Genomic DNA, 23,320 nt, shown 5'->3' on the forward strand with positions numbered 1-23,320 from the left:
ATGGAACACGTGGACAGCCGTGCGGCGGCCGTCGAGGGGAGCTGGGCGCGGGGGCGGCTCCTCGCGGCGCTCGCCGTGCTGGTCGCCGTCCTGCTGCTGTTCCACGGTCTGGTGCCCAACGCGGTGGGCAATCTCGGCAGCCTGCTGGAGACGTTCCTGCCCTGGCTCGGCCTGGCCGTTCCCGTGCTGCTCGGCCTGTCACTGTTACGGCGCTCAGCCCTGGGGGCGGTGGCCGTGGCGCTGCCCGCGACGGTCTGGGCCGTTGTTTTCGGCGGGCTGCTGCTGCCCGCCGGCCCGGGGGCGGCACACGACCTGACGGTGCTTCAGCACAACGTCGACGACGAGAACCCCGACCCGGCGGGCACCGCGCGAGCCCTGGCCACGGCCGGAGCCGACCTGATCGCCCTCGAAGAGCTGACCCCTGACGCCCTGCCCGCCTACCAGGCCGTCCTGGCGTCCGGCTACCCGCACCATGCTGTCGTGGGCACCGTAGGGCTGTGGTCCGAACACCCCATCACGGACACCCGGCCGGTGGACATCAAACCCGCGGACCTCAAGGCCGACTGGAACCGCGGGTTACGGTCCACCGTGCGGATGCCGTCCGGTGACGTGGCCGTGTACGTCGCGCACCTGCCCTCGATCCGCCTCGGCCTGCCGGACGGCCTCACCTCCGGCAGGCGGGACGAGAGCGCCGCCGCGCTGGGCGCGGCCCTCGCCGCGGAGCGGCTGGACAGGGTCATCCTGCTGGGCGATCTCAACGGCACCCTCGATGACCGGGGCCTGGCCCCGGTCACCTCCCGGCTGACCCCGGCGGAGGGAGGCTTCAGCTGGCCCGCCGAGTTCCCTCTCGCCCGGATCGACCACGTCATGACCCGCGCCGCGACCCCTGCCGCCACCTGGCCTCTGCCCGCCACCGGCAGCGACCACCTGCCGATCGCGGTCGGCCTGGACCTCGGCCCCTCCCGGTGACCTCCGCCGGTCAGCTTGCCGGTAGGCGGTCAGTCGCGGATCGCGTGCCCACGCTTCCGGCGCTCGACGTACAGGCGATTGCCTCGCGGGCCGGTCCATTCCAGGCGTACGACACCGGGCACGGCCGTGTCATCGATCCGCGACGGGTCGGACCAGTAGCCGAAGTTCGGGTTACGGAAGAACGTCGCCCACAGATGGCCACCGTGATCCACGAAGAAGTTGTTGTGGCCGGCGCCGACCCCGGCGGTCCACCGCTCGGAATACGGGCCTTCGAAATTGTCCGAGACGGCGACGATCGCGTCGTACTGATACTGCGTGCGGCCGGGGCCCGGCGGGTCGTAGGCGTATCGCTTGCTGCCGTCGGAATTGTCCGACGTCCGGTTCCATGCGGCGTGCAGGAGGTAGTACTTGCCTCCGTGCTTGAACATGTAGGCGCCTTCGAGATACGGCTCCGGCGAGTACGGCTTCTGCTGGAACCTCGGCAGGCCGGTCGTCGGGATGATGTCCTCCATGTCATCCCGGAATTTCGCGTACAGGTCGTTGTGCAGCACCAGCCACGCATCGTCGCCCTCGGTGAAGAGGCTGCCGTCAATATGGTGGTAGGCGCCGGGCTCGATGAACTTGGGGCCGCCGATGACCGGGTCGCCGAACGGCTTTTCGTGGTTGCCTTCGACGAGCCGGTACGGGCCCTCGATTCCGCCCTCGCTCACGAGCATGAACGAGCCGACCTTCCGGGAATGGTCGCCCATGCACGCGACGATGTGCCACCTGCCACGGAAGTAGTGCACCTCCGGGGCCCAGGCCTGACCCCGCTTGCCGAACCGCTCGTCGTGCCAGTACTCCTGCCAGGGGGCGACGACCATGCGCCCGGGCCGGTTCTCGCCGGCGAACTCGGGTGACCACACCTTGCCCTTCTCGGCGTCGGGCCGGATGCCCGTGGTGTCGACCAGCTTCCACGGCCCCCGCAAAGAGGGGGATACCCACACGAAGATGCCGTCGTTCCACGGGCCGGCCGCCTCAAGCCCGGGCACCCGGCTGGTGCCCGTGGCGACATAGATCGGACGTCCGTCGACGACGAAACAGTTGACGTAGGTGTCCCGCATCCACACCTGGCCGCGCTCCCGGTCGCGAGGGCGCAGTTCGAGCGGGAGGATGAAGGAGTTGTCCTCGCGTGGCCACAGGTCCAGCCGGGTGTCCGCGAGGCCGTAAGGCTCGGGGTCAGGCCAGTTGGACGGGTACCGCCGCATCGACGCGGCCTCCGAAGTCGCCTGGGCGGCGGTCGCGGGCAGCGCCGCCGCTCCCAGGAGGCCGGCGGCGCCGGCCAGCAGAGACCGCCGGTCGACGTACGATCCGTTGTCGGAACCAGTCATGGGTCACGTCCTCCTACGTCGGCACCCGCCGAACCGCTCCCGCTGAGCGGTATACGCGCAGAGTCTGCCCAAGTCGTTTTAATATGGTCAATAACACGGAAAAAATCCCCCGCCACCCCGGTAGGCGAGTTGTGGCGCGTGAAATCGCAGGTCAGAAGGCTCATGAGGGGGAGCGCGACGGCGCTGCCCGCAGTTCGTAACGTTCGCGTAACAAGCTTGGCCGGGTCCCCCTTCTCGCCGATGATTCCGCCGTGATGAGCGGGGGAAACGGGGACGTGCGTCAACGCCGGCGGATCGCGCGTTAGATCGATCTGAGACGGGATAAAGGATGATCGGGCGTCCGACCCCAAGGACCCCGAGTAACCCCGAGGACTCTGGAGGCGCGATGTTCGGAAGAACCGGCCGGAAGACGATGCTGGCCGCAGCGGCCATGGTGGCCGTCCTGGGCGTGACCGGCGCATGCGGAGGCGGAGGCGACGAAGGCGACGACGACCCGGACGTGGTCAACACCCAGGATCAGGAGAACGAGCAGGACCAGGACGGCGACGACGACAACTGAGATGAGCGCAGGCGACCGTCGTACGGCGGTCGCCTGCGCTCAGGGCGCTCACCTCAGGCCGTACAACCGCTCCAGATCGACGAGCTCGGTGTCGCCGCGGGAGGAGGCCGTCCGGACGAGGTCCGAGGTGAATCCGGTCGTCGAGAAGAGGGCGACGATCGTCTCAGCGGTGTCGTAGCCCTCCCGCGCGAGCACTGTACGGATGGCGTCGAGCCGTTCTAGATCGGGAAGCCCGCGGCGGGCGAGCGTCGCCTTGGCCTCGCCGATGAGGTTGACCCTTTTGCCGTCGACGGCGAGCACGTCGATGTCGTGCTTCGCCCGTCCAGCGTTGTCCTGGACACTGCCGAAGCGGACCTCGCCGAATCCCGCCTGCCGGTCGAGCTCGTCCGGGGCGAAACGGTGCACCCAGTCGCGGGCGAGCTCTTCGAAATGCGGCCCGAGAATGTCGGAACGGAAAGTCGGGGCGGCCGCGCGCCACACTGGTTCCGTGTGTCCCAGTTCGAGCCGGCCGAGGTAGGGGGCTGTGATCAGGCGGTCGAACCGGATGATCGGGTCGCACACCGAGATCGTCGGTTTCCGCTGCCGCAACAGGTCGTGCGCGCTGTGCAGATATCCGGCCGATCGTAGGACATCGATGGGATGGCGAACGGAGTTGTTGTCGCGGCCGATCGCAGCCCCGATCTTGGCCGGGGTGTGCGCTCCCTGCGCGACAGCGCTGAGGACGTCGTAGTACAGGGAGCGGGCGGTGATGCGCGGGTCCTCGCGCAGCAGGTAGTCGACCTCTGTGCGGGTGAACACGCTGACGTCGACCGCCAGGAGGTTGTCCATCACCCATCTGTCGAAGTCGTCGGCTGCGGCGGGGGTGGTGGTCATCAGTGGGCGATAACCGGGGATGCCGCCGACGCACGCGTGAACGCGGAAGGCGGTGACCGGATCCTGGATGTCCCACAGCTGCGCGGCCTCGCGAAAGTCCAGCGCGTTGAGGCGCATGTCGAGCATGGCACGCCCGCGCAACGGCTTGGTGCCGGACAGCAGATCGTGCATGACGCTGAGCGCGGATCCGCAGAGTATGAGGCGGCCGGTGGGGCCGTGTCCCTGTTGCGAACCGTCGTAGAGGTGCTGGAGCAGCGACGGGAGCTGAGGGGCGTTCGCCATCAGGTAGGGGAACTCGTCGATGACCACCAACGGTGGACGGCCCTCGGGGGCGACTCGCGCCGCGGTCTCCATGGCGGCCCTCAACAGGCGCTCCCATGACTCTGGCTCCCCACGCACCGAATCACTGAGTCCCGCGTGCCTGGCGATGGCGGACGCGAACCTGCGCCTGGCCGCGAAATCGCCCTCGTCCTGGACGCTGGTGATGTAGAGGCCGCCTTGCTCGGCGCAGACGGCGGACAGCAGCTGCGTCTTGCCCGTGCGACGGCGGCCCGACACCAGTCCGAGGCGCAGGGGACCGTCCCGTCCTCCTTCGACGAGGAAGCGCTCCAGCACCCGCCACTGACGGTCTCTGCCTACGATGCCGCTCGGCTTGCGCACGCGATCCCCCAACGACGACATTAGCGTAACTCGGTTTACCGCTAATAGCGTAAGTCCAGTTACGCTCCTTCGGGAAACGGGCGTCTTCGTCAGGTGAGGTGACGTGTCTAGCTGCCAGTGATGCGGACGTCTCCAGAGGTGCTTCTGGCGACGATGGTCCGATCGCTCTTGGTGTTCTTGAGGTCCGAGCGCTCCCGGCCTTCCTTGCTCTTGGCGGTGACCGCGTACTCGCCCTTGGGGACGTCCACCGTCACCCGCCCCTCGTCGGACCGCGCGTCCAGCCTGGCAGGGGGTGCGGCGAACGACAGGTTGATCGAGCCCCCTCGGGTGAGCGCCTTGACGTCCGCCGACCGGAGGCGGTTGCCGGCGATCATGCTGTCGTCGCCGGAGAGGCGCAGCTTGCCCGTGGTCTCGTAGAGCCGGATGGGGCCTCGGGCGGACACGTCGGTGTCGTGGGCGATCTTGTCGAGGATGACGCCGTCGTCCCCGGCGTCGATGACCAGGCGCACACCTGGCGGTACCCGGACGTGGTAGCGGCCGCCGCAGTCACCGAAGACCATCTGGCAGTCGGCGCCGAGGCGTAGCTTGCCGTCCTGCAGCGTCCACGATGAGTTGCCGTCCCCGGCGGCCTTGCCGCGCAGCCACCGGTCCACCCGTACCTCGCCGCCGGTGCCCGGCAGGATCCTCAGCCCGCCGACGGTGGAGGTGATGGTGAGCGTGCCGCCGCTGTGGGGAAAGGCACGCGCCGAGTGCACCTGCTCGGCGTCCAGCGCGCATCCGGTCAGTCCGACAGTTCCGACCATCCCGGCCGCCGCTAACGCCGTCGCCATATTTCGTCTCATGCTGTGATCGTGGCCTGACGGTGGCACCGGAGGATCGGCCGTCCGGCCGATCCCGCTCCACCGTTCGGCCATGCTTCAGACCGGGCACCGCGAAGCCGGGCCGCCGCGAAGGCCGACCGGCTAGAGGTACGTGCCCCGTACCCTCAAGAAACGCTGCTCACAGAGCCGACAGCAGCCGCTCGACGTGCGGCAAGGGGTCAGAGCCGATCGGCCGGACCGCCACCGTGCCGGCGCCGGCCGCCCACAGCCCCCGGACCTGTGCCGCCGCCTCCTCCGCCGTGCCGGCGGCCAGCGTCACCTCGTCCGGGCCGGCCCTCAGGAACGCGGCGGTGTCCGCCACGATCGGCGCGATGGCCTCGGCGACCTCGGGGGCGTCGTCGCCGACGTAGAGGTGGGTGAACGTCACCAGCTCGTGGTCGCCGATCGCGCCGATCCGCTCCAGGGCCGCGCCGACCCGCTTCGGGCCGAACCCCTCCGGCAGGATCGTGCCCTGCGCCACCCGGCCGGACAGCGCCAGCGAGCGGGGGCCGAGCACGCCCGCCAGCACCGGCGGGACCTCCTGCGGAGGGTGGACCAGCGAGAGGCCGTCCAGGCGGACCGACGTGCCCTGCAGGGTCACCGTCTCGCCGCGCAGCAGGGCGCGGACCGCGGTGATCGTCTCTTCCAGCAGCGCCAGCGGTGACGGCGCCGCCACGCCCGCCTGGGCCATCCAGGCCGGCACGCCGTGGCCGATGCCGGCGGCGAGCCGCCCGGGGTGGAGACGGGCGAGGTTGGCCAGCTCCATGGCCAGCAGCATCGGGTTGCGCAGGGGCGCCGGGGTGATGCCGATGCCGACGCGCAGCCGGGAGGTGACCGCCAGGGCGGTGGCCGCCGAGGAGATGCCGCCCGTCCAGCCCAGGTCCTCCACCACCCACAGGTCGTGGACCGCGGGCAGGGCGTCCAGGGCTTCGGCGAACGGCACCAGCCGCTCCGGCGGCAGATCGCGATCGAAGATCACACCAAGCCTCATGCTGCCCTCCAGGAGACGCTCAGCAGCCGGTCGGACACCGAAGTCGGGCCGAGCGGCATGTCGAGTTGATCGTACTCAGCTCACGGTCGTCCGGAGCGGCGGGGGATACGCGGCGGGGATACGCGGCGGGGGATGCGCGGCGGGGGATACTAGGCGGCCGTGCTCAGCGCGGTGCGCGCCTCCGTGACGGACGAGCACGTCTCGAAGTGGCTGTCGAGGTTGGTGATCACCAGCAGGTGTCTGATCATCCCGGGGCCCAGCACCAGGATCAGCCGGCCGTGGCTGCGTCGCGCGTGGTTGAGCGTGGACACCAGCACGCCGAGGCCCACCGAGTCGCAGAACGGCACCCGGGTCAGGTCGATGACCAGTCTGAGGGGATCGGCCGAGGCCAGCACGTGGTCCAGCTCGGCCCGCAGGCGCGGAGCGCCGGAGACGTCCAGCTCTCCCACGATGTGCAGCACCGTGCAGAGATCCTCCTGCCGATATGTGACCACCATAGGCATTCACGTGCCCTGCACATGACTCGGTATACCTACTTTTTGCAAATAGTCTGTGTCGCGGTCTCCGCCTTGGGCGTGGCGGTCGCGGTCGGGGCGGCCTTCGGCTTGGCGACCTGGAGCTGGTCCTTGCCGGTGACCACCTCGATGCCCTTGACGTCGTCCTTGCGGAGCTCGGCGCCGGGAATGGCGGCGGCCACCGTGCGCGCCGCCTCCTCCTGACCCGCGCCGTAGCGTACGAGAGTCTTCTTGAAGTCCTTGCGGGCGGTGTTGCCCGCCGTGTCCGGCACCCGGAACCCGTAGGCGAGCAGCGCCGTCCTGGTGCGGGCGCCGAGGCCGGTGATGAGCGTGCCGTTGAGCACCTTGAGCGAGACGCGCTCCGGCGGGACGGCCGGCTTGGCGGAGGGCTTGGCCGACGGGGTCGCGCTGGGCTCGGCCAGGTTCTCGTCGGCCTTGATGCGGCGGAACATCTCGCGGGCGGCCGGCTTGTCCCAGAGCACCGCCGACTCACCCGTGGGCGTCTTGTAGTCGACGTCGGACAGCGGCACGTCCACGAACTGCACGTTGTCCAGCTTGACGTCCCTGAGCTGGGCGGCCAGCCCGAGCAGGCCGTCGTCGGGGTCGACCTTGACGGTGCCGAGCGTGGTGTTGACGAAGGAGGCGAGCTTGGCCGGGTTGGCCAGCGTGCCCGCGCTCAGCGCCCGGTCGAGCAGCGCCGAGATGACCTGCTGCTGCCGGTCGATGCGGTCGAGGTCGGAGCGGGCGGTCGCGCGGGTGCGGGCGTAGCCGAGCGCCTGGACGCCCTTGAGCTCGTGGGTGCCGGCGGCGAGGTTGAGGCCGGTCTTGGGGTCGTTGATCGCCACCGGCGTGCACACGGTGACGCCGCCGAGCGAGTCCACCACGTCGACGAAGCCGAGCACGTTGACCTCGATGTAGCGGTGGATCTCCAGGCCGGTGGCCTGCCGGACGGTCTGCAGGGCGAGTTTCGGGCCGCCGAACTGGTAGGCCGAATTGATCTTGTGGTCGCCCTTGCCGGGGATGGTCGTCCAGGAGTCGCGCGGCAGGCTCACCACCGTGACCTTGCTGTGGTCCTCCGACAGGTGGATGACCATCATGGTGTCGGTGCGCTGGCCCGCCTCGCGGCCGAGTTTGAGCTCGTTCTGCTTCTTGCGGGTGAGGTCGTCGCGCTTGTCCACGCCGACGAGCAGGATGTTCTCGGCGCCGCGCGGCGGCGGCTCCGCGACGCCCGCGTCGACGGCGCCGATCTGGCGGGGAGTCGCCCACACCACCCCGGTGCCGACCAGGACCCCCACCGAGAGCAGGCCCGCGACGATCGCGTTACGGCGCCGCGCCCTGGCGCTCCTGCGGGGCTTGCGCGGACGTCCGCCGGCGAGCTTGACGCCACCGTAGGCGTCGCCGCCCACGTGCACCCCGGCGTCCTCCTCGCTCGGGTCCCGCATGGCCCTCCCCCTCTGGATGCCCGGAGGATTGGGCCATCGGTTGCCTTCCTCCTCTGCTCGTACAGTAGCGTGAGCCCCGCCATGAAGCAGTTCCCCGACTCGCCGCACGCGCCAGCGGAGACGCGTGGCTGGCCGCCCATCTCCGTCGTCATGCCGGTCCTCAACGAGGAGCGGCACCTACGCGAAGCCGTCGACCAGGTCCTCGCCCAGCACTATCCGGGTGAGATCGAGGTCGTCCTCGCCATAGGCCCATCGCACGACCGCACCCAGGAGGTCGCCGACGCCATCGCCGCGTCCGACCGCCGGGTGATCGTCGTGCCCAACCCGACAGGCCGCACCCCCAATGCGCTCAACGCCGCGATCGGGGCCTCCCGTAACGCCATCATCGCCAGGGTCGACGGGCACGCCATGCTGCCCCCCGACTACCTGAAGGTGGCGGTCGAGACGCTCATCGAGACCGGCGCCGACAACGTCGGCGGGGTGATGGCGGCGGAGGGCGTCACGCCCTTCGAGCAGGCCGTCGCCTGCGCCATGACCTCCAAGATCGGCGTGGGGGCCGCCGCCTTCCACGTGGGAGGCACCGCCGGCCCCGCCGACACGGTCTACCTGGGCGTCTTCCGCCGCTCGGCGCTCGACCGGGTCGGCGGCTACGACGAGCACTTCCAGCGCGCCCAGGACTGGGAGATGAACCATCGCATCCGGCAGACCGGCGGGCTGGTCTGGTTCCAGCCGCGGATGCGCGTCACCTACCGGCCGAGGCCCAACGCCAAGGCGCTGGCCAAGCAGTACTTCCACTACGGCAGGTGGCGGCGGGTGGTCGCGCGCACCCACGAGGGCACCATCAACCTGCGCTACCTCGCGCCTCCCGCGGCGGTGCTGGCCATACTGTTAGGCGTGCTGGTCTCGCCGTTCTTCCCGCTCGGGCTGGTGATCCCGGGCGGCTATGCGGTCGCCATCGTGGCGGGGTCGGCGCTGACCGGCAGCGGGCTGCCCGCCGCCGCGAAGCTCAGGCTGCCGCTCGTCTACGCCGCCATGCACCTGTCATGGGGGTGGGGCTTCCTCACCAGTCCGCGCAAGCTGGTCCGCGCTCCCCGCTGACCGTCAGGCGTCGATCACCTGACCGGTCAGGCCGGAGACCAGCACGTCCAGGCAGTCTCGCGCGGACGTCCGGGGGCCGACGCATCCCACCCGGACGCCGTCGGCGGCCCACTCCTCGGCCAGCGACCTGGCCAGGGCGGTCGTCGCCGCCCTGGCCGAGACGGCCAGGCTCGTGTCGCCGACGGCCGTCCGCAGCAGCAGATGGCCGCCGCTCTCGCGCAGGTGGGGGTGGGCCGCGCGGGCGACGTGGATCGCCCCGAGGTAGCAGGAGGCGATCGTCTCGTCGCTCGACTCGACCAGTGTCGCCGCGGGCGGCACGCTCGCCACGTGCACCACGTGGTCGATGGCGCCCGCGCCGGCCAGCGCCTTCGCTACCGGCTCGGGCTCGCCGGCGTGCGGGAAGGTGAGCACGCGGGCGCCGTGGCCCGAGGCCAGCGCGGCGAGCTCGGCGTCCGCGCCGAAGACGGCCACGGTCTTGCCCTCCAGCGCCCGCCGGTAGCCGTCCGGCGTGACGGCGGGCTCACTCGCCACGGCCAGGCGCAGCAACTGCTCGGCGATCGACAGGTCGATCGGGTGGGTGACCTTCATGTTCCGCTCGCTGCCCGGCACCAGGACGATCGGCACCTCGGGCAGGTAGCGCAGCACCACGCCGCAGTCGTCGGTGGCGGGCCGGCCGGCGAACTCGGGGTCGGCCATCGCCAGCTCGTAGGCCCGCCTGATCACCGACAGCCGGAAGCCCTGCGGCGTCTGCGCGCGCCGCAGCCGCGACCGGTCCAGCACGTCGGCCACGACCTCCACGCCGTCGGGCCCAGGCCCGGCCACCAAGACGGTGTCGGAGCTCGCGATCGCCACCTCCACGGCCGCATGCCGCTCCAGCGCCCGGACACACTCCGTGATGATCCGGGGCTCCAGGAGGGGGCGCACAGCGTCGTGCAGCAGCACGTTGCACTCCTGTGGGCCCAGCGCCCGCAGCGCCCGCCAGGTGCTCTCGGTGCGGGTGGCGCCGCCGTCGACGATCTGGACGACCTTCTCGAAACCGCCCTTCCGGACGAGCTCCCTGACCGGCTCGGCGAACCCCGGGGTCATCAGCACGACCACCTCGTCGATCTCGGCCGAGCCGTCGAACAGGGCGATCGTGTGCTCCAGGATCGTCCTGCCGGCGAGTTTGACGAGCTGCTTGGGGGTGCTGAGGCCGACCCGCTGTCCAACGCCGCCCGCGAGGACCACCCCGACGGAACGCAGCCGAGAATTCATAGTTTCGAGGGTAACGGTCTGGTTCCGTGATATCGCGGTGACCTGTCGCTACTGTGAGTCCACGCACTCCCTCTGCGAACGGGAGGACTTGCGCTTTGCCCGACTCACTGACCCGCGTGAGCACGACCACGTCCGTGGTCCTGCTCGCCACGACTCCGGCCGGCAGGCTCTCCTGCGCCGACGGCACGCTGCTGGACCGCCTCACCGGGCAGCTCGCCGCGCTGCCCATCAACGACGTGCAGGTGATCACCGCCGGCGGCGGCCTCGGCGCCGACCTGCGCGGCATCGCCAAGATCGCCCGCGCGGCCTCGGGGGCCGTCGCCGTGCTGCCCGCCGACGTCGTCGCCCACACCGAGGCGCTGGCCATGCTCCTGGAGCACCCCGCGCACGACACGCGGGCGCTCGTCTCCGCCGGCGTGCCGGACGGGCCGGCGCACCCTCCGGTACGGATCGAAGGCGGCAGGATCATGGCCGCGGGCAGCTCCTTCCACACCGTGCCCGAGGCCAACGCCACCTTCGCCGGCGTGCTCCAGACCGGCGAGACCGACCTGGCGACCCTGGCCGACATCGCCGAGGAGCTGGCCGACCTGGCCGACGCGGGCCGGCTCGGCCCCGTCACCCCGGTGGAGGCCGTCGACCTGCTGCTGGTCGGGCTGGTCAGATCAGGGGTCCGCGTCCGCGCGGCCGCCCTCGGCGAGCTGCACTGCGCCCGGGTGACCGGCCAGGAAGCCGCCGACAGCGCCGTGCACAGGCTCGCCGACGTCGACGAGGAGCGGGTCCGCCTCGACAGCGCGGTCAAGGCCGACGACGGCTTCTTCACCACGTTCTTCGTCTCGACCTGGTCGCGCCACCTGATCCGGCCCGCCGCCGCGCTGAAGCTCACCCCCAACGCCGTCACCGGCATCTCGATCGGCCTGGCGGTGCTGTCGGCGGTGTGGTTCTCGGCCGGCACCCTCGGCGGGCGGCTGGCCGGGGCCGCGCTGCTCTACCTGTCGTTCGTGCTCGACTGCCTCGACGGCCAGCTCGCCCGCTACACGCGCGGCTTCTCGCCGCTCGGCGCGTGGGCCGACGGCATGGCCGACCGGCTCAAGGAGTACGTCGTCTACGTCGGGCTGGCCTACGGCTACGTCGCCGTCCAGCCCTTCCCGACCGGCAACCCGCACGGGATCTGGTTCCTGGCCGTCGCGGCGATGATCCTGCAGTCCGTACGGCACTCCCTCCACTACTCCTACACCGGGGCGATCTACGACGCCGGCCGGGTCGGCGCGCTGTGGGCCAAACCGGTGCGCTCGCTCCTCGAACCGTCCGACGCCGGCCGCCGCCGCGTCCCCCGGCAGGGCGTGCTGCGGCTCGCCCAGCGCATGGAGCGCGAGAGCGTCGTCCACTGGCTGAGAAAGGCGATCGTGCTGCCGATCGGGGAGCGGATGGCGCTGATCGCCGTCACCACCGTCGTGTTCAACGCCCGGGTGACCTTCCTCGCCCTGCTCTGCTGGGGGAGCGTGGCCGCCCTCTACCAGCTCGCCGGGCGGATCGTGAGGTCGGCTGAATGATCTCCGTGCACATGATCCCGGTGCCGGGCAGCAAGGTCGTCGCCTACCGCGACGACGGGCCGCTCTCGCGCGGCATGGGCATGCTCGTGGCCGGGCAGCTCCCGCCGCTGCCGCCGCTGATCGCCGGGGCCTTCGTCACCGGGGTGCTGCTGATGATCGGCCTGGCGGGGACCGACGGGGTCGCGGTGTTCGCGCCCGCCGTGACCCTGCTGCTGGCCGGGCCCGGCAGCTCCCATCCGCACGACGGCAGGCTCGACTGGCTGTCGCCGCCCATCCTGCGGGTGATCGAGTACACCTTCGTGGCGGCCTGCGGGTTCGCCCATGGGGTGCCGCCGCTGCTGATCTTCATCCTGCTCGGGGCGATCGCCTTCCACCACTACGATCTGGTCTACCGACTGCGCCAGAACGTCTATCCGCCGCCGTGGCTGTCGAGTCTGGGGCTCGGCTGGGAGGGGCGCTCGATCGTGGTCGGCCTGGCCGTGCTGGTCGGCTGGACCGGGGGCGGGTTCGCCTTGCTCGCCCTGTATCTGTGGGGTGTCTTCGGCTGGGAGAGCCTGACGTGCTGGCTCGCCGCGCCGCGATCGCGGGTCGAGGCGGCTCACGCGGAAACGCAAGACTAACGGCGGATTACCCGCGCAGGGCCTAAAGCCAACTAATCTTTGGGACCTACGTAGTCATGCTCGACTGAGGAGTGCACGTTGCTGGGAATGGTGCTGGCCGCTGGAGCCGGACGACGCCTGCGGCCGTACACCGACACGCTGCCCAAGGCGCTCGTGCCGGTCGACGGTGAGACCACGATCATGGACATCTCGCTGCGGAACCTCGCCGCGGTGGGGTTGCGCGAGGTCGTGGTCATCATCGGGTACGCGGCGCAGGCCGTACACGATCGCAAGCGGGAGCTGGAGGAGCGGCACGGAGTCGAGCTCACCCTCGTGCACAACGACAAGGCCGAGGAGTGGAACAACGCCTACTCCCTGTGGTGCGCCCGCGACTACTTCGCCCAGGGGGCGCTGCTGGTCAACGGCGACACCGTGCACCCGGTCTCGGTGGAGAAGACGCTGCTGGCGGCGCCCGAGACGAGCGACATCCTGCTCGCCGTCGACGACGTCAAGAAGCTCGCCGACGAGGAGATGAAGGTGACCCGCTCCCCGGAGGGGTCGCTGCGGCGCATCACCAAGCTGATGGACCCGGCCGAGGCCTACGGCGAGTACATCGGCGCGACCCTCATCCGCCCCGGCGCCGCGGCCGGCCTGGCCGACGCGCTGCGGGCGACGTTCGAGCGGGACCCGCAGCTCTACTACGAGGACGGCTATCAGGAGATGGTCGAGCGCGGGGAGCAGATCCACCTCGCGCCCATCGGCGAGGTCGACTGGGTCGAAGTGGACAACCACGAGGACCTGGCGAAGGCCCGCACCATTGCCGTCCGCTACTGAGGGGGCAGGATGCCGCTGCTAGCGAGGATGCTGCCCGCGCCGCTGCACATCGAGGTCAGGCGCGGCGCCGTGGCGCAGCTCGGCGCGTTGCTGGCCGACAGCCGGGTGGCCACGTCCGGCAGGGTCGCGGTGGCCGTCGGCCCCGGCCAGGGCGACCACATCGAGAGCCTGATCGCGCCCACCCTCGGCGAGGCCGAGGTCTTCAGAGTCGCCGACGGGTCGGTCGAGGCCGCCGTCTCGCTTGGCGCCGACCTGCGCAAGGGCGCCTACGAGGTGGTGGTGGGCGTCGGCGGCGGGCGCACCATCGACGCCACCAAGTACGGCGCGTCGCTGGCCGGCATCCCGATGGTCGCGGTCGCGACCAACCTGTCCCACGACGGCATCTGCTCGCCGACCGCCTCGCTGGTGTACGACGGCGGCAAGGGCACGTTCGGGGTGCCGATGCCGCTGGCGATCCTGGTGGACCTGGACTTCGTGCACAGCGCGCCCCAGGCGCTCGTCAGGTCGGGCGTCGGCGACGTGGTCAGCAACCTGTCGGCCATCGCCGACTGGCACCTCGGCAACCTGGAGCGCGGCGAGCCCATCGACGGGCTGGCCTGCTCGATGGCCCGCACCGCCGCCGAGGCGCTGATCGGCCGCACCGACTCCATCGAATCCGACGATTTCCTGACCGTTCTGGCCGAGTCGTTGATCCTTTCCGGCATGTCCATGGTGATCGCGGGCTCGTCCCGGCCCGCGAGTGGTGGAGACCATGAGATCCTTCATGCCGTGGATCAGCTCTTCCCCGGCACCTCCAACCACGGCGAGCTCGCCGGGATCGGTGCCGCATTCTGCTTCTTCCTCAGGGAGGACGCCCCCCGGCTGGCACAGGTCACCGACTGCCTGCGCCGGCACGAGTTGCCCGTCGTCCCCGCCGACATCGGGCTGACCAGCGAGCAGTTCGCGGAGGCCGTCGTGCTGGCCCCCGCCACCCGTCCCGGCCGTTACACGATCCTGGAGCACCTGCGCCTGCCGGAGTCCGAGATTCGCGATCGGGTGGGGGACTATGTCCGGGCCTTCGGTCGCTGACCTGCGGCGGGTCGCTCAGCCCGCGGGTCATCTGGAGCGCCGTAACGGCGAGCACTGGGCAGGCGTGCTCTACATGCGCAGGCTGTCCATCTACGTCACCTGGCTGATGTCCAAGACCTCCGTCACGCCCAACCAGCTCACCTGGGTGATGACGGTGGCCGGGGTCCTGGCCGGCGTGGTGCTGGCGCTGCCCGGCCTCTGGGCGGCCATCGGAGCAGCCCTGCTCGTGCAGGTCTACCTGCTGCTCGACTGCTCCGACGGCGAGCTGGCCCGCTGGACGGGCAAGACCTCGCTGGCCGGCGTCTATCTCGACCGCGTCGGCGCCTACTTCACCGAGGCCGCGCTGCTGGCCGGGCTGGGCTGGCGGGCCTCCGCCGTGCTGCCCGACTGGTACACCGTGCTGGGCTTCGCCGCCGCGCTCGGCGCGATCCTCATCAAGGCCGAGACCGACCTGGTGGACGTGGCGCGGGCCAAGGGCGGCCTGCCGGTCGCCACCGAGGCGTCCGTCGGGCAGTTCCGTTCGGGGCTGCTGGGGCTGGCCAGGAGGATCGTGGGAGCCACGAAGTTCCACCGGATCATGCAGCCCATCGAGCTGTCGCTGCTGGCGCTGGTGACGGCCGTGATCGACCTGGCGACAGGTGATCTGGTGGCCACCCGGGTGCTCGTCGTGGCCTGCGTGATCGCGGCCGGGCTCCAGACGGTGCTCCACCTTGTCAGCATTTTGGCATCGAGGCGGCTTGTGTGACTTCACGTCGGAACCGTCCGCGCCCCGCATCCGTCGTATTGATCGGACGTCCACGGTTCGGTGGGGGTTCACTATCGGTTCCGATACGCTTAGCTCCACCCATATCAAGAATCAGGCAGACCAGCAGACTCGGTGATCATGAAAGAATGCTCCGCCCGTGCTCTCGACGCGTCAGGACGATGATTCGTTGAAGATCTCGTGCGTCATCCTCACCATGGGCAACCGGATCGCGGAGCTGAACCGGGCGGTCGAATCCGCGCTCAACCAAGTCGACGGCGACGTCGAGGTGGTGATCGTCGGTAACGGGGCCGATGTGCCCGAGGTGTCGGCGACGCCGCCCGTAGGCTCGTCGGCGATCGTGAAAACGATCCGGCTCGACCAGAACACCGGCATTCCAGCGGGCCGTAACCGCGGCGTCGAAGAGTGCTCCGGTGACGTGGTGCTGTTCCTCGACGACGACGGCTGGTATGCCAACCAGAAGGTCGTGGCCCACGTCCGCGACCGCTTCGCGACCGAGCCCGACCTGGCCGTGATCTCCTTCCGGGTGATGGACCCCGAAGGCGGCATCGGCCAGCGCCGCCACGTCCCGCGCCTGCGCGCCGGCGACCCCGAGCGATCCTCGCCCGTCACGACCTTCCTGGGCGGGGCGTCCGCCATCCGGCGTTCGGCCTTCCTCCAGGTGGGCGGGCTGCCCGAGAAGTTCTTCTACGCGCACGAGGAGACCGACCTGGCCTGGCGGCTGCTCGGCGAGGGCTACCGGATCGAGTACGACGCCGAGACCGTCATGTACCACCCGCAGGTGCCGCCGACCCGGCACGCCCAGTTCTACCGGCTGAACGCGCGCAACCGGGTGTGGCTGGCCCGGCGCAATCTGCCCTGGCCGCTGGCGGCGCTCTATCTGCTCGACTGGGTGGTGCTGACGTTGATCCGTGAGCGCCGATCCGGGGTGGCGCTGAAGGCGTGGTTCACCGGGTTCTTCGAGGGCCTGCGTACGCCCGCCGGCGAGCGGCGTCCGATGGCCTGGCGGACCGCCTGGCGCATGGTGAAGCTGGGCCGCCCCCCTATCGTCTGACAGGTCTCACAGGAGCGGCTCGGCCTCTCGCAGTGACATGGGCTCGGCCTCTCGCAGTGACATGGCGACGTGCGCGACCGTCGAGGACAGCAGGGGGCGCTTGGGCAGGCCCAGTTCGCTGAGCTCCTTGGCGATCGGGTGGTTTCCCAGCCGGATGAGGGCGCCGCCGGGCCGGACCCGGACTCCGCGCGCCTGCGCCTTCATGGGGACCCGCCTGGTGACGCCCTCGCGGTGGGTGAAGGCGTCGAAGGAGATCAACGGACTCGGCCCGGGCACCGGAACCCCCGGCCTGACCAGCATGTCCAGCACGAGCCTGCCGTCCTTGCGCAGGATGCAGCGCTTGTACGGGGAGGCGAGCCGCAGGTCGATGTCCGCCTGCTCCTTGGGGAAACCCCACAGCGCGCGCCCGGCCTCCATGGTGAAGCGCTGGTCGACCGGCAGCCAGTGGACGAAGACGGCCGCGTCGCGCAGGTCGCTCGGCCGCGTCGAGCCGGTGGATCCCGGAGGCCTGATCAGGAAGGCCATGCCGAACTCGTGGTAGGCGTCGAGGTCGCCGTCACGGTAGTCGGCGAACAGCAGCACGCACACGGCCTTGCCCGGGACGATCTCCACCACGTCCAGCCCCGAGTACGCGATCACCGCCCGCGCGGCGTCGGCCCGCACCGCGTACGCGGCACCGCAGAGCGACGCGTCCCGCACCCGGACAGGCAGGGCGACCGTCCGCCCCTCGATCAGATGCGGTGCCATGACTTCAGTAGACCAAACAGCGATGGCGTGTGACCACCCTTCCCAGGGCGCGTCTCAGTCCTGGGGCAGGAGCGTTCCAAGCGGCCCCAGGTCGAGGTTCAGGTCCGACGGCGACAGGCCGAACCGCTCGCAGAGCTCGTTCATCGCGTCCTCAAGCCGCATCAAGGTCAGCCCCAGCGTCTCCACCTGCTCGTCCGACAGATCGCCCTGCTCCATTCGCCGTACGCACTGGCGCTCCACCAACTGACGGACGAGCCCGTGCCTGTCGCACCGGCCGGTCGGTGTGGGGCCTAAACCGCCAGGGAGTGGGTGGCGACGGGGACGCCCGCCCACCCTTCCATCCTGGCCACGAACGCCGCCGCGTGGTCCGGCCAGTGGTGGTGGGCCAGCGCGTGCGCGTGGCCCCGCCTGCCGAGGGCGAGCCGCCGCTGCGGGTCCTCCTTGAGGTCGAGTACGGCGTCCAGGACGGCGTTCACGTCCAGGGCCACCGTCAGGCCGCAGCCGGCCTGCTCCACCAGCGGGGAGCCCGGCGAGGTGGTGACCACCGGCAGGCCGCGGCCCATGTAGTCGAGGATCTTCGTCGGCGTCCCGCTCGGCGGGCTCGCCAGCGACAGGCCGGCCAGGGCGCCTTCGGTCATGCGCAGGGCGTGGCGGTGGGGGACGTGCCCGAACCAGTCCAGCAGGCCCACGCGCTGGGCGTCCCTCAGCATCGGGCGCACGCCCGGCCCCGCGGCCCCGATCAGGTCCATCCGGACGCCGTGCGGGACGAGGCGCTCGGCCAGCCTGATCAGCTCGCTCACGCCCTTGTCCGTCGTCAGCCGCCCGAGATGGACCACCCGGGTGTCGCCGGGCGGAGGCGGGTCGGCGGACACCAGGGTGGCCTCCGGCACGATGGCGCGCGTGATGACGTGGTGCCGCCGGACCGCCCGCGCGTGGCGTCCCTCGGACACCTCCTCACGCACGTCCCAGACGACCGGTGGCCGCTTGTACGGCAGCGCGCGCAGCAGGCGATGATCGTGCGCGATCAGCAGGTCGGCGTCCTTCATGCCACGTTTGAGCGCCGCGCGTGCCCTGCCGTAGGCGGCGTCGTGAGGCACGTCGACGGCGGTGAGGCCCGCGGCCGGAGTCACGTTGAAGTAGGTGAACGGCGCGACGTAGGTCACCTCGTGGCCCGCGTCGAGCAGCGCTCGGATCTGCCGGTGCATGATCCGGGCGTCCTCGGGATGGTGGACGATCGTGGCAACGCATACCCGCATGCGTCGATGCTCGGGGCTTACCAGGTCATAGGCGTGAATGCAGGTGAAACTATCGCTTAACTCCTGGATGGGCGACGATAGAGCCAGGTCAAACGAGGCTCAAGCACCCACTTGAACACCGTGCGCGTCTCCGGCAGGCACAGGATGATCGCCAGCGCGAAACAGCTGGAGCTGATCGCCAGGACGCCGAGCGGGCCGTGCAGCCACGGGAGCTCCAGCCAGCCCTGATCCTTGGCGATGAGCACCGGGATGCCGTGCAGCAGATAGCAGTAGAGGGTGCGGGTGCCGAGGTCCGAATACCAGGTCTCGTGCCGGGGCACCAGCGCCAGCACCGCGAAGCACAGGGCCAGCGAGCAGACCAGCAGCCCGACCCGCAGGCCCAGGCCCATGTACCAGGACAGGTCCATGTCCTGGTAGCTGTTCTTGAAGTAGAACGGCGCCAGCGGGGCCCGCGGCGCGATGAGGATGGCCACCGCGGCCCCGGCGAGCACCGTGAGCACCGACACGATCTTGATCCAGCGGCGGTTGAGCAGCTCGAAGTGCTCCGGCTGCATGACCAGCCCGATCACGAAGAACGGCATCAGACCGAAGAACCGGTCCATGCTGAAGTCACCGGAGATCTGGGAGAACCCGGCGAACAGGTAGATGGCGATGGCCACCGGGACGGGATACTTCATCCGCTTCCACACCGGGGTGGACAGCCGCCAGAACAGCAGAGCCAGCAGATACCAGTTGAGCCAGGCCGGATCGATGATCGTCAGGCTCCACTTCTGGCCCAGCGAGAAGCGCAGCGCGGCGTAGCCCACCTCGACGATCACGTACGGCACGAGAAAGGTGTCGACCAGCTTGTTGGTCTTCGCGTTGGAGTTCCAGAAGTTTCTGGACAGATAGCCGCTGATGATCACGAACAGCGGCATGTGGAAGGTGTAGATGAAGATGTACAGCGATCTGGAGGAGTCCGCGCTGAGCGTCGGCACCAGCGAGTGACCCACGGGGACGAGCGCGATCAGGATGAACTTGACGTTGTCGAGATAGGGGTCGCGCTTGCGCTGGGGCCGCTCGGGCTCGGCCGCCGGCTTCGGCTCGCTCTGCTTGGCGCCCTCGGGCAGCTTGCCGTGGGGGTCGGTGCGCTCGCTCCAGAAGGCCTCTTCCGGCAGCGGCCACTTGGCGCCCGTGTTGGCTGGGCCCGCACTCTCGTCGCTCGGAGGAGTGACCGGGGGAGAGTGCTTGGTCTCAGACACAGGAGAATCGCTCAGCTTCGCTCGGGGCCGGGGAACGCGAAGCGGCATGCCCAGCATCGCCCTTGACGGCGCAAGGCGAGCCGCGTCGCCGACCCGCACCACGATATCCCGGCTTCAGTACCGTGTCTGTCGACCGGAGCGGAATCCCCTGCTTACACAGAGAACTTGGAGGGTTGTCACGGACGGCTCTGGTTCGTGACGGACGCTCAGCGAACGGTCACACGCAGACGCTCTTCTGCTCCGACGCGGTGGTCGTGGACTTCTCGACGCTGTCGGGGAGCTTGGTCACCTTGACCGTCTCGAAGTCGGCTCCGACGATGAGCTGGATCACCGGCGCCTTCTTCGTCGCCGTGCCGGCCGGGACCGTCGTGGCCGCGCTGTAGGGCTCGCTGGTGGCGGCCTTGGCCTTGCCCGCCTTGGCGTCCGGCTTCGGCGTCACCTGACCGGCCAGCACACCCGCGTAGTCGGCGCCGGTGGCGGCCGTCTTCGGGTAGCGGACCTCGGTGGCGGCCAGGCTCTGGCCGTCGGCGGTCTGGAAGTTGCCCAGCTCGGTGACCTTGAAGCCCTGCTTGGTGAGCAGGTCGGCCACCTCGCGGGCCTTGCCCGCCGTGGTCGTGCCGTTGAGCACCTGGACCTGCACCTGGTCCGGCTTGATGGTGACCTTGGGCTTGCCACTCTCAGAGGGCGAGATCTTCGGGATCTCGGTGTCGTTGACGATCGAGTTGAACAGCTCACTGGCGTCCGGCTGCTTCCAGACCACGCGGTTCTTGTCCTCGGGATCGGGGATCCACGGAATGGTGGTGAACTTCACGTCGCCCGTGGTCAGCTCCTTGGCGCTGGTGGCGATCTCGATGAGCTGTTCGGGGTCGTTGGCCAGCTCCGGGTCCATGGTCACCGAGCCGGCCGCGGCCTTGATGAAGCCGGTGAGCTTGCCGGGGCTGGTGAGCAGGTCGGTGCTGGTGGCCTTGGCGACCACCTTGCTGAGGAAGTTCTGCTGCCGCTTGATGCGCTGGATGTCGCTGCCGTCGCCGTAGTTGCGCAGCCGCACGTAGCCCAGCGCCATCTCGCCGTCGAGCAGGCTCTTGCCGGGGGGCAGCACCAGCTTGGCCTTCTTGTCGTTGACGCCGGACTTGAGGCAGATCTCGATGCCGCCGAGCGCGTCCACGATGTTCTTGAAGCCGCTGAAGTCGATCTCGACGAAGTGGTTGACCCGGATGCCGGTGAGCGTCTCGATCGTCGAGATCGTGCACGCGATGCCGCCCGAGTTGTAGGCGGAGTTGATCATCGCTCGCTGGGGCGGCATCTCCTGCTTGGTCGACTCGTTCTTGCACTTGGGGATCTGCACCATCGAGTCACGCGGGAAGCTGATCAGCTGTGCCCGGTCGCGGTTGGGTGACAGATGCAGGACGATGATCGTGTCGGTGCGCTTGCCGCCGGCGTCGGCGGTCCTGGCGAGCTCCTGGCCGTATCTCGCGTTCCCCTCGCCCGCGCGGGTGTCGGAGCCGACGAGCAGGACGTTGAGCGCGCCCTTGTCCTCGGGGCGTGGCGTGATGATGTCGGCTTTGACGCTCTTCTGGTTGATGTTGCCGAAAGCGTCGCGGTAGAGCGTGTAGCCGGTCAGGGATCCGATGACCATGACGGAGGTGGCGGCGATGCTGACCCAGGCGAGCATCCGCATCTTGCCGCCGCCGTTGTCGCCCTTGACCCGGTGGCCCCGCGTGGGCGGCTCTTCGGGCGGGCCGGCCGCTGCTGCCTGCCTGCGGGCCATCCGGCTGCCGGGCTGTGGCGGGGCGACCCGGCGGTCCTGGGTGGACACGCTTCTGTAGTCGCTCATGCGCCCCCTAGCCTCGTTCGCTACGCTCTCCGCGCTGGCTTGGTCGTACTGCGCCAAGAGACTAGGTCACGTACGGCGTACCCGTCGCCGTGACCGATGCAATCGACCGTGACCCAGGCGTGATATCGGTGGCCCAAAGCATACTCAGAGTCGGACATTTCGTGAGATACCAATGAGAAAGTTTTTACGCTTTCCGCAGGCTAGGGCTGCCGCCAGAAAGGCCAGCGGGACGGCCGGCAGCACGTAACGGTAGTCGAACTCGGCCGCCGCCGCCGGAGTGACCAACAGCACAACGGCGGTCGTCCACGGCAGGAGCCACGGGGCCGGACCAGGGACGCCGGACGGCTTGGCCGCGCGACGCCTGCCCCGGGGGGTCCACCGCCTGCCGTACATGACGCGACCGGCCGCCAGGGCGGGCGGGACGAGCAGGGCGGCGAGCAGCACGGCGCCGGGCAGCCGCGCCACGTCCTGATAGGCCCGCATCCAGCCCGCGTACGGCTCGGCGATGGTGGTGCCGATCGCCCCGCGCTCGTACTGCTGCGAATAGTCGACGCCGAGCTGCGCCGCGTACCGCCCCGGCGGGCCCGGCGGGGTCACGGGGAACTGGTAGTAGTCGTAGATCTCCTGGTCGGGATAGACCGGGCGGCCCCACACGAACGAACGCCCCAGCTCCGACAGCACCGAGCCGGCGTAGTCCAGCGGCTGCGTGCGGATCGCCAGCGCGGCGAACCTGGCCGCCAGCTCGTCGGTCTCCTGGGTGAACGTGATGCCGGGCAACGCCACCAGCGGCGCGTCCTTGGCCCAGATGTACTCCTGGGAGGGCGGCCGCTGCTCGGCCGGCCGGGGATCGCACAGCACCCGCAGGTCGGGCGGCGGATCCATCCGGGCGCAGTCCGCGAACGACATCGTCCGGGCATACAGGAAGACGCCGTTCGCGCCGATGATGCCGACGCGCTCGTAGGTGGCGTAGAACCAGGCGCCGTAGGCGACCACGGGCACCAGCGCCGCCGCGAGCAGCACCCCGGCGGGCCGGATCTGCCTGCGCAGCACGAACCAGGCCGCCAGGAGCAGGATCAGCGGCTGGCCGACGGTCCTGGTGAGGGTGACGGCGGCCAGCAGCAGGCCGATCGTGACGAGCTTGGGCCGGTCCGCCAGGCTGAGCGCCACGGCCAGCACGATCAGGAACATGAACAGCGTGTCGGAGACCAGCAGGTGCTCCAGCTGCACCTGGTAGGCGTCCAGCAGCACGGGCGTCGCGGCGAGCGTCGCCCACCGGCGCCGGGCCCCCCGCAGCGCCGCCCAGTAGATCAGGGCCGCGGTGGCCAGCCCGAGCAGATGCTGTACGGCGGCGACCAGGCCGAAGGCGTGGAACGGCTCCAGCAGCTTGAGGAACATCGAGTAACCGGCGGGCCGCACCAGGTCGGGGCGCGGCTTGAAGACGGTGACGATGTAGGTGTAGGTGTCGGGGAACCACAGCGCCGGGCGGTAGCCCAGCATCGCGAGCCCGCGCAGCGCCGCGCCCATGGCCAGCACCCCCAGGAACCACCCATGCCGCCGCACGAAGGCTCCGGCGGCGAACGGCCGCCGGGTGTCACCCCGGTCCGGACCGGCCTGGTCACCCACCCGCGCGTCGTCTGTGCGGCTGCTGGCCCGTGCGTCCTCCGGTTCGACGGGCATGTCGTCCGTGCGACCACTCACCTGTACGTCCTCCGGCTCGACGGGCATGTCACCCGTGCGACCGTCCCCCGGCTCCATGGGCACGTGGCGTAACCTACCGGGCTTT

General features: G+C 70.1%; 22 protein-coding genes. 9 read left to right on the forward strand and 13 right to left on the reverse strand.

The features are described from left to right. On the forward strand, nt 1–969 hold the full coding sequence (locus tag ACTMTF_RS19390; RefSeq protein ID WP_441111939.1) for an endonuclease/exonuclease/phosphatase family protein: 969 nt from the start codon (nt 1–3) through the stop codon (nt 967–969). Nucleotides 970–998: 29 nt separating this feature from the next. Here ACTMTF_RS19390 and ACTMTF_RS19395 read toward each other — a convergent pair whose 3' ends face one another. Beyond that, the gene (locus ACTMTF_RS19395; protein ID WP_441111940.1) at nt 999–2,339 is read right to left on the reverse strand and encodes a family 43 glycosylhydrolase; all 1,341 of its coding nucleotides are present in this window, start codon (nt 2,337–2,339) and stop codon (nt 999–1,001) included. Nucleotides 2,340–2,724: 385 nt separating this feature from the next. Here ACTMTF_RS19395 and ACTMTF_RS19400 point away from each other — a divergent pair, with 385 nt between their 5' ends. Continuing rightward, nucleotides 2,725–2,898 carry a hypothetical protein gene (locus ACTMTF_RS19400; protein ID WP_397008409.1) on the forward strand — a complete coding sequence of 58 codons (174 nt, stop codon included), beginning with the start codon at nt 2,725–2,727 and terminating at the stop codon, nt 2,896–2,898. Between the two features lie 48 nt (nt 2,899–2,946). Here the strand turns inward: ACTMTF_RS19400 and ACTMTF_RS19405 are convergent, their stop codons facing one another. The 5 genes from ACTMTF_RS19405 to ACTMTF_RS19425 all read right to left on the reverse strand — a co-directional run bounded on the left by ACTMTF_RS19405 (nt 2,947) and on the right by ACTMTF_RS19425 (nt 8,239). After that, nucleotides 2,947–4,431: an ATP-binding protein gene (locus tag ACTMTF_RS19405; RefSeq protein ID WP_441111941.1), complete on the reverse strand. Its 1,485-nt coding sequence runs from the start codon at nt 4,429–4,431 to the stop codon at nt 2,947–2,949. A gap of 107 nt (nt 4,432–4,538) precedes the next feature. Continuing rightward, nucleotides 4,539–5,273 carry a hypothetical protein gene (locus tag ACTMTF_RS19410; RefSeq protein ID WP_441111942.1) on the reverse strand — a complete coding sequence of 245 codons (735 nt, stop codon included), beginning with the start codon at nt 5,271–5,273 and terminating at the stop codon, nt 4,539–4,541. A gap of 157 nt (nt 5,274–5,430) precedes the next feature. Further along, nucleotides 5,431–6,282: an LLM class flavin-dependent oxidoreductase gene (locus ACTMTF_RS19415; RefSeq protein ID WP_441111943.1), complete on the reverse strand. Its 852-nt coding sequence runs from the start codon at nt 6,280–6,282 to the stop codon at nt 5,431–5,433. A 149-nt stretch (nt 6,283–6,431) separates the two neighbouring features. Then, nucleotides 6,432–6,779, reverse strand: coding sequence for an STAS domain-containing protein (locus ACTMTF_RS19420; protein ID WP_397008417.1), 348 nt, complete (start codon nt 6,777–6,779; stop codon nt 6,432–6,434). Nucleotides 6,780–6,814: 35 nt separating this feature from the next. Continuing rightward, a complete protein-coding gene (locus tag ACTMTF_RS19425; protein WP_441111944.1) occupies nt 6,815–8,239 on the reverse strand; it encodes an LCP family protein in 1,425 nt (474 codons plus the stop codon). Nucleotides 8,240–8,320: 81 nt separating this feature from the next. Here ACTMTF_RS19425 and ACTMTF_RS19430 point away from each other — a divergent pair, with 81 nt between their 5' ends. Beyond that, nucleotides 8,321–9,337: a glycosyltransferase family 2 protein gene (locus tag ACTMTF_RS19430; RefSeq protein ID WP_441111945.1), complete on the forward strand. Its 1,017-nt coding sequence runs from the start codon at nt 8,321–8,323 to the stop codon at nt 9,335–9,337. A gap of 3 nt (nt 9,338–9,340) precedes the next feature. Here ACTMTF_RS19430 and ACTMTF_RS19435 read toward each other — a convergent pair whose 3' ends face one another. Then, entirely contained in the window at nt 9,341–10,591 is a 1,251-nt protein-coding gene (locus tag ACTMTF_RS19435) for an SDR family oxidoreductase (protein WP_441111946.1), read from the reverse strand. 116 nt (nt 10,592–10,707) lie between these two features. Here ACTMTF_RS19435 and ACTMTF_RS19440 point away from each other — a divergent pair, with 116 nt between their 5' ends. The 6 genes from ACTMTF_RS19440 to ACTMTF_RS19465 all read left to right on the forward strand — a co-directional run bounded on the left by ACTMTF_RS19440 (nt 10,708) and on the right by ACTMTF_RS19465 (nt 16,459). Beyond that, nucleotides 10,708–12,141 carry a CDP-alcohol phosphatidyltransferase family protein gene (locus ACTMTF_RS19440; protein WP_441111947.1) on the forward strand — a complete coding sequence of 478 codons (1,434 nt, stop codon included), beginning with the start codon at nt 10,708–10,710 and terminating at the stop codon, nt 12,139–12,141. After that, nucleotides 12,138–12,761, forward strand: a complete 624-nt coding sequence (locus tag ACTMTF_RS19445; RefSeq protein ID WP_397008427.1) for a DUF5941 domain-containing protein — start codon at nt 12,138–12,140, stop codon at nt 12,759–12,761. Before ACTMTF_RS19440 ends, ACTMTF_RS19445 begins: the two co-directional genes overlap by 4 nt. A 78-nt stretch (nt 12,762–12,839) precedes the next feature. Further along, a complete protein-coding gene (locus ACTMTF_RS19450; RefSeq protein WP_397008429.1) occupies nt 12,840–13,574 on the forward strand; it encodes a phosphocholine cytidylyltransferase family protein in 735 nt (244 codons plus the stop codon). Between the two features lie 27 nt (nt 13,575–13,601). Beyond that, on the forward strand, nt 13,602–14,642 hold the full coding sequence (locus tag ACTMTF_RS19455; RefSeq protein ID WP_397008837.1) for an iron-containing alcohol dehydrogenase family protein: 1,041 nt from the start codon (nt 13,602–13,604) through the stop codon (nt 14,640–14,642). Next, entirely contained in the window at nt 14,620–15,387 is a 768-nt protein-coding gene (locus ACTMTF_RS19460; RefSeq protein ID WP_397008431.1) for a CDP-alcohol phosphatidyltransferase family protein, read from the forward strand. Before ACTMTF_RS19455 ends, ACTMTF_RS19460 begins: the two co-directional genes overlap by 23 nt. 187 nt (nt 15,388–15,574) lie before the next feature. Then, nucleotides 15,575–16,459, forward strand: a complete 885-nt coding sequence (locus ACTMTF_RS19465) for a glycosyltransferase family 2 protein (protein WP_397008433.1) — start codon at nt 15,575–15,577, stop codon at nt 16,457–16,459. A 6-nt stretch (nt 16,460–16,465) separates the two neighbouring features. Here the strand turns inward: ACTMTF_RS19465 and ACTMTF_RS19470 are convergent, their stop codons facing one another. The 6 genes from ACTMTF_RS19470 to ACTMTF_RS19495 all read right to left on the reverse strand — a co-directional run bounded on the left by ACTMTF_RS19470 (nt 16,466) and on the right by ACTMTF_RS19495 (nt 23,235). After that, complete coding sequence (locus ACTMTF_RS19470) at nt 16,466–17,206, reverse strand: acetoacetate decarboxylase family protein (protein ID WP_441111948.1); 741 nt, start codon at nt 17,204–17,206, stop codon at nt 16,466–16,468. 54 nt (nt 17,207–17,260) lie between these two features. After that, nucleotides 17,261–17,539: a gas vesicle protein K gene (locus ACTMTF_RS19475; RefSeq protein WP_441111949.1), complete on the reverse strand. Its 279-nt coding sequence runs from the start codon at nt 17,537–17,539 to the stop codon at nt 17,261–17,263. Further along, entirely contained in the window at nt 17,497–18,462 is a 966-nt protein-coding gene (locus ACTMTF_RS19480; RefSeq protein ID WP_441111950.1) for a glycosyltransferase, read from the reverse strand. Before ACTMTF_RS19480 ends, ACTMTF_RS19475 begins: the two co-directional genes overlap by 43 nt. A 56-nt stretch (nt 18,463–18,518) precedes the next feature. Further along, nucleotides 18,519–19,703 (reverse strand): acyltransferase family protein, encoded by a 1,185-nt coding sequence (locus tag ACTMTF_RS19485; RefSeq protein WP_441111951.1) that lies wholly within the window; start codon nt 19,701–19,703, stop codon nt 18,519–18,521. Nucleotides 19,704–19,920: 217 nt separating this feature from the next. Then, entirely contained in the window at nt 19,921–21,537 is a 1,617-nt protein-coding gene (locus tag ACTMTF_RS19490; RefSeq protein WP_441111952.1) for an LCP family protein, read from the reverse strand. 144 nt (nt 21,538–21,681) lie between these two features. Next, nucleotides 21,682–23,235: a hypothetical protein gene (locus ACTMTF_RS19495; protein ID WP_441111953.1), complete on the reverse strand. Its 1,554-nt coding sequence runs from the start codon at nt 23,233–23,235 to the stop codon at nt 21,682–21,684. Nucleotides 23,236–23,320: the final 85 nt, after the last annotated feature.

Source organism: Nonomuraea sp. ZG12 (genome assembly GCF_052068115.1).
In the GTDB taxonomy this organism is placed as follows: Bacteria; Actinomycetota; Actinomycetes; order Streptosporangiales; family Streptosporangiaceae; genus Nonomuraea.